Here is a 6054-nt window from a genome sequence, read left to right as displayed (position 1 = left end):
GACTGAAAGATAAGCTGAAAAGCGGTCAACTCCAGAAGAAAACGAAAGCAACAACGCTCGAATGATTCAAAGGGGGTGGGTCAGTTTTACTTTGGCAGGGTGGGTCAGAATTCGATCGGTATTGACATGTACCGGTGCGCAGCCTCATCCAGCTCTGCCCGGCTTCCCCATGCCCCTTGTTGCTTACGCCAGTTCAGCCTAACGGCTTTCAGCAGGCGGCACATCTGCTGGCAGATAAAGTAGCAGGCCACCACGTTGCGCGCATCGCCCACAAAGGCCACGTCGCTGTCCGGGTGCATCATTTCGTTCCACAGGTAGATATCGTAGCAGCCCAGCATCATGGCCACGCGTTTTGCCACGAAACCGCCATACCAGTAATACGCGGTGCGGGGAATGTTCAGGCGGCGGCTCTCGGCAATATTACCGGTATGGAATGACAGCAGGCCAGATTCCGTCAGTTCCCGGACCAGCCCCTCCAGCACCCTGTGCCAGGTACCGGTTTCGCTGTGCTCAGACAGTGCTGAAAAGTACCGGCTGACAATGCCGGCAATCTGCTGTTCCGGCACGGCGTCACCATTCTCTGTCTGAAGGGACAGTTTACGGCACAGTTCCTCGCGCTCCACCAGGGCATTCAGCATGGCATCACTTGTCACGTTCTGCGCGGTGGCCAGTGACGCAACACGTTCACGCAGGTCGTCAGAGAGAAAGACGCCCGCCCCGGCGGCCACCGCCGACGGTATCCTGACGCGGCGTGATACGGGCTTGTAGATTTCGCCGGTCTCAGGCCTGATTTTCAGACCAGCCTTAAGCCAGCGGCTCAGCTCCTGGGGAAGGATATCCGGGTTGTCCTTCAGAAAGCGCGCCCGGTTTCCGCGCGCCGTTCCGTACACGCTGTCAATGTAGTCGGTCAGCAGCATAACAATATCCACAGAAGTGTTTATAAACACAATCGTTTATATCATATGCATACCTGACTGGCGAGCAGTGCGCAGCCGGTCCACTGAATGCCGCGTCAGCGGCATGGAGGCGCCAGCGGGTGGTAAACAGGGCACTGGCGGTGAGTGGCGCCGTGACCCGGCGCAGCCGGTTACCGTTCTGATAGGTTCTGCCAATCCATCCCTTTTCCCTGCCAGACACAAACCCGCTAAAAGCGATACAGAAGCTTTTGTGCGCTGTCGGAGTGGTCACGACAAGGCGTAGCCGCAGTCGGGGCGTATCTCCGCGTTAGCGGGCCGTGAGGGCCGCTTACGGGCGTGTTAATCCAGACCTTCCAGCGATACTTCTTAAAGCGACTTGCTTCTAGTTACAACACTCATCATTAAAAGCGACGTTGTTCCGGCCCTCCGGGCCGGGGCGGCCTCGCTTTTCAGTGGTGGGAGGGGCTGTGAGGGTTGAGGCAGGCACTGTTCCTGCTTTTGAGTGAGTATTTTGAATGTTGTAACTATATGTATTGTGTTGGGGCCCGTCGCGTAGCGATGGGAGCTACTTAAGGTAGTTGCCGAACCGGCGCGGACATAGTCCGCTGCAAGGGCGGGCATTTTCAGGAGCCTGTCCACAGGTCAGGCGACGAACAGGTTATATATTTATATGAATGAAATAAAAGATATTTAAAAGAAGTACAGAGCAGGCTTTTAAAGGAAACCACGCACTTTGAAATCAGGTCGGCTGGCGCTCTGTAAGCATAACGGTTGTAACCTTATGGAAAAGTCCCTTGCAGTTATTTGTGGGTAACTGAATCTGGCGATGAGATGTGGCCACTCTGATGCAATTTCTGGCCATTCTGATGGCGGAATGGGGTGAATGTCAGGAAGGACGGCCGTCATTTCGTGCAGAAAACCGTCAGTCTGGAGCTGCAGACGTGCGAAACCCTCCGGCGCCAGCCGGATTTTTCAGTCAGGTAGGTTATATGGGGACGGTGGCCAGCCGCGTGTAGTTGTTGCAGCGCGACATCAGCATGCGCTCTTTCACGCGCCGCTCCAGCTCACGCTCGAGAGCATCCCTGTCGCCGACGAAACGCCCTCTGGCGTAGTCACGCGTCAGCTGCTGTTTCACCAGCGTCACAATGTCCTTACGGGCTCTGTCCGCGTCACGTCGGGCGCGGGCGCGCTTCAGGCCATGCTGTTTACGTTCGGACTGGTAGCTGCGGAACCGTTCACGCACAAACCGCCAGGCCTTCGCTATCAGCTCGTCCATCTCCAGCGGCTTCAGGTTCTGCTTCTTACGCTGCTGATTCTCCCATTCCACACGGCTGCGCCTCGCGGCCACAACGGCCACGTCAGAGACGTCGAGCGCCGAGAACAGTGCCGGCGTGAAGGTGATATCGGTCGGGATATTGCAGCCAATCTGCGGGTCATACTCGGTCTGATAGGTAATCAGCCCCAGCCCCGCCATAAACGTCAGCGCCCGCGTGGCGCGGGTGATGGACAGATTGCCGCTTTTCGACTCGGTGGCGAGACCGCACTCGATGGCCAGATTGGTGATGGAGCGCTGAACGCGGTTGGCCAGCGGGTCATAGTGGAAACACAGCCCCTGGAGCAGGGCATCGATGGCCCGGCGGCGCAACAGTGGCGGCATCCGGTGACGTTTACCCAGCGAGCGCAAGAACGCCACATGGATGGAAAAGTCAAAACGGGACGTGAAGCCTTCGGCTTTCGCCATCAGCTTACGACAGAACGGCAGTGTCTTTTTGCCTTCACGCGGCGTGAATGCCGGGTTCGGGTTTTTGACCTGACGGTAATGGGAGAACAGGGTCTGGGCGTCAGTCACACCTTCCCGCACTTATGTTGCACGGAAGGAGCACTGAGCACAGAAGGTATTGCAGTTTTCTGAGCATGCACATATACTCCCTGCATAGAGCAACAGCTTCTATACAGTTTTATGTAGCCCCGTTAATCTTCTCCGGTCGCCAAACTCAGCGAAGATTATCGGGGTTTTCTTTTTTTCCGGTTCAGGGAATCTCTATAAGAACCAGTATCCTGCCACCTTGCGGCATGGCCAACCACGAATATCATCAAACGATCTGCAATCTAACACTCTGATAGAGTTCAGGCAAGAAAGTGATGTCGCTACAATTCAAGTAACACTACTATCAACTTCTTTTTTGAGCAGTCTCTCAATCATTTCCGCCTGAGTAACACCTTCAATTTCGCACATATGTTGAAGCTGTTCTTTTAAAGCTGCAGGCAGGAAAACCCGAAGTTCTTTATGCGTAGAACGCTTCCTTGCCAAAGATGTCTGTTGTCTTTCGGCAAGACTCAGAGGATTACCTTTTCTATAAGCACGTTTCGATGAGGAAGTTACTGCATTTCCGACCTGCGACATCTCTGCCTCCTCAAGGATCAAACAAGGATCGTTTCGCAGAGGATACTACAGATTTTTGAAATCAGCGACTTAACTTCAGACAAAAGTGTGAACCGTGTTGGCGCACGGTCTACGTTGTATGATCGTTTTCCGGAGGGTCAGTACGTCTGTTTCCAGTCCGTTCCCTACGCCCAGCGGGATGTCCAGTGGTCCAGATAACGCTGCGCCACTGTGGGGTCATCCCAGACTACAAGCACGTTCTCCGAATTCGAACGGTCCGCAGCCCTGCTGAAGTTAAACGAGCCGACCTGAGTGTTGCGCCCGTCAGCGACGATCACTTTGTCATGGAGAATTTTGTAAGCACTGACAGTACGAACCGGTATACCGGCACCCAACAGAAGATTCATGGCTGCTTTACTGGCGTGGTTGTTCTTTCCTGTATTGGCTTTCCCGTCCAGAACCACGGCCACATCCACTCCCCGGCGTTTTGCTCTGACAAGCGCCCTGACCACCTCCGGAGAGGTGAAGGAATAGCCCATCAGGCGGATATCCTGCTGTGCTGAGTCAATGGTCTTAAGGACCAGCTGCAGCGCCGTTCCTTCCGGTGAAAAACCCGCCTCGATACTGGCTGCGCAAACTACCGGCACAGGCGCTGAAAGTGCCAGACTGAGCAGACCTGGCAGACACCATCTTCGGACACTACGGTTTAATCGCATTGCGATCCTCATTACATGCTCCCCATAAAATGCGGGGATACTATCTGCACATCACCAGGCAGCAGCCACAGGCTCAGAGCCAGCTCCTCCATCAACACCAGCGTAACGACGACGAATGTCCACATTCGATGATCGCGCTTCAGAAGACGACTGAAAAATACTGCACTGACTATCAAAATGCCGACGGTTACCCAGGGGGCGAACTGGTTGATAAGCATTGCATCGCTGCTGCATTCAAAACATGCCATATGATTTCATCTTCTCTGAATTAACTAAGAAACGCCGGAAGCGGGGAAAACTCGTTTTTACCCGCTTCCGGGGTTGGCCAACCGAACAGCGTGAGGGCGGCAGGCCAAGGGCACATTGACCAGGCAAACGCGCAGGTCAGCATACCCGGCGATGCCGGAAACAACGTTCAGTCTGGCTGGATTTAGGTTGATGCTGACCGGGGTCAGTTGGGCCCGTCGCAACGATGGGCGTCACAGGGCGGCAGTCAGGAAGACCACCACTAGGATGAAAATCAGCGAATACCGCCCGCCGCTTTCTGGATAGCGGCGTTCAGGGTTTCGCCGTCAGTGAAACCAGGGATAACGGTCACATTGTCCGCGCTGGCACCACTGGACGGCATGACCACCAGGGCCGGTGTGCCGCTGAAGCCCAGCTGCTGTGCCAGTGCACCGATACCCTCGAGGGTCCCCTGAACATCCGGCGCGGTTTTCACATCGAGCTTCACGGCTTTTGCCGCTGCGGTAATATCGGCATCCGTCAGCTTGCCCTCATTATGCCCGGTGGCATACACCGCATTATGGTACTGCAGATAAGCCTCACTGCCCTTTTGCTGGTAAATCTGCAGCCCGGTTTTCGCTGCCATCAGGGACGCCGGCCAGCGGGTTCCGAAGATAGGGAGTTCCTTGAACACGAAGCGCACACCCGGGTTGGCCTTCATCACCTTCTCCAGCGCCGGTGCCAGGCGGGCACAGTAGATGCACTGGTAATCGAAGAATTCGACGACCGTCACTTTCGCATCCGCGGGACCATATGATGGCGTGCCTTTATCGTTCAGTAGCGCGGCCTGATGCTGAATCACGGCCGCCGTCATCGCCTGCTGCTGCTTTTCCTGCTGCTGTGCCTGCAGTTTCTGACTGACCTCAACCAGCACTTCAGGATGAGCCAGCAGGTAGTCTTTCGCGATTTCACCAATGCGGGCCTCCTGCTCCGGAGTAAAGACAGGTGTGGCTTTCTCCGCCGCATTTGCCATACCGGACAACAGAGCGCTGGTCATCAGCATCGCCAGTGCGGTGCGCTTTACTGTTAACATTTTAATGTTCCTTTTTTTCATCTATGGCGGGTACTTTTGCCGCCTGTTTCTTCGGTTTGTCTGCCTGTACCCTCGCAAGCTTTGCCGTGGCTGCACGTTCACGCTCAGGCGGAATGAGCGATTCAACAGAGCCATCCGCGTTGTAGCATGCGACTCCGGCCGTCAGGCCGCTCAGATACGTTTCCGTCCGCGTCAGCGTTTTCAGACAGCGGCGTATTACCTTCTTCGACAACGGCAGTGCCCGGCGTTCTGCATCGGCAAAGAGCTGTTCCCTTACCCCGATGGCCAGCGGGCGCAGCTGGCCGCCAGCGTACAGGCCCGGCCAGTGTGTACTCAGCGTCTGCCCGGCGTCCGCCGGGCGCATCAGCCGCGCCGGACGGCCAGGGCGTGGCTTTTTCTTCGGTGGAGGAGGTATTACCTCCACCGCTTTGTTGGGTGGGAGTGCTGGTTGTTTTTTTTCCTTTGTCTTTTTCGGTTGCCCTTTGCCCGGCTGGAGCATCCGGGAGGCGGGCGGTCGGTCATCCGCCAGCGGCTTTTTATTGCGTTTCGGCCCGGTGTTCACCACCACCGTTTTCCGCCGGGAGACCGTGATGTCCGCCCCCGCCTCGCTGGCAGGCACGGACGCGTCTGCTGGCGGGGCCTTACGCTTCAGGCTCAGGCGCGGACGGGTTTTGTCATCATTCACAGGCTGACTCCTGTAGTGTGTTGATAGCTCGGGGT

8 protein-coding genes are annotated in these 6054 nt (G+C 56.0%); all 8 read right to left on the bottom strand.

What is annotated here, in order from left to right; all coding sequences use genetic code 11:
• Positions 1 to 104: 104 nt before the first annotated feature.
• Entirely contained in the window at positions 105 to 929 is an 825-nt protein-coding gene (locus H2P46_RS21350; RefSeq protein ID WP_338103677.1) for a hypothetical protein, read from the bottom strand.
• A 973-nt stretch (positions 930 to 1902) separates the two neighbouring features.
• Positions 1903 to 2778 (bottom strand): incFII family plasmid replication initiator RepA, encoded by an 876-nt coding sequence (gene repA / locus H2P46_RS21345; RefSeq protein ID WP_193406787.1) that lies wholly within the window; start codon positions 2776 to 2778, stop codon positions 1903 to 1905.
• The gene (gene tap, locus H2P46_RS21340) at positions 2759 to 2833 is read right to left on the bottom strand and encodes a RepA leader peptide Tap (protein WP_071594637.1); all 75 of its coding nucleotides are present in this window, start codon (positions 2831 to 2833) and stop codon (positions 2759 to 2761) included. The genes repA and tap overlap by 20 nt, the downstream gene beginning before the upstream one ends.
• Positions 2834 to 3072: 239 nt before the next feature.
• Positions 3073 to 3321, bottom strand: coding sequence for a replication regulatory protein RepA (locus H2P46_RS21335; RefSeq protein ID WP_095105102.1), 249 nt, complete (start codon positions 3319 to 3321; stop codon positions 3073 to 3075).
• 164 nt (positions 3322 to 3485) lie between these two features.
• Positions 3486 to 4016 (bottom strand): phospholipase D family nuclease, encoded by a 531-nt coding sequence (locus H2P46_RS21330; RefSeq protein ID WP_193406786.1) that lies wholly within the window; start codon positions 4014 to 4016, stop codon positions 3486 to 3488.
• Positions 4017 to 4027: 11 nt separating this feature from the next.
• On the bottom strand, positions 4028 to 4264 hold the full coding sequence (locus tag H2P46_RS21325) for a hypothetical protein (protein WP_238939063.1): 237 nt from the start codon (positions 4262 to 4264) through the stop codon (positions 4028 to 4030).
• Between the two features lie 272 nt (positions 4265 to 4536).
• Positions 4537 to 5334 carry a DsbA family protein gene (locus H2P46_RS21320; protein WP_193406785.1) on the bottom strand — a complete coding sequence of 266 codons (798 nt, stop codon included), beginning with the start codon at positions 5332 to 5334 and terminating at the stop codon, positions 4537 to 4539.
• Position 5335: 1 nt separating this feature from the next.
• Positions 5336 to 6019: a ProQ/FINO family protein gene (locus H2P46_RS23360; RefSeq protein ID WP_338103676.1), complete on the bottom strand. Its 684-nt coding sequence runs from the start codon at positions 6017 to 6019 to the stop codon at positions 5336 to 5338.
• Positions 6020 to 6054: the final 35 nt, after the last annotated feature.

It is taken from the genome of Mixta mediterraneensis (genome assembly GCF_014946725.1).
GTDB lineage: Bacteria > Pseudomonadota > Gammaproteobacteria > Enterobacterales > Enterobacteriaceae > Pantoea > Pantoea mediterraneensis.
The sequence above is the reverse complement of the archived record's forward strand: the minus strand, read 5'-3'. Positions and strand labels throughout refer to the sequence as shown.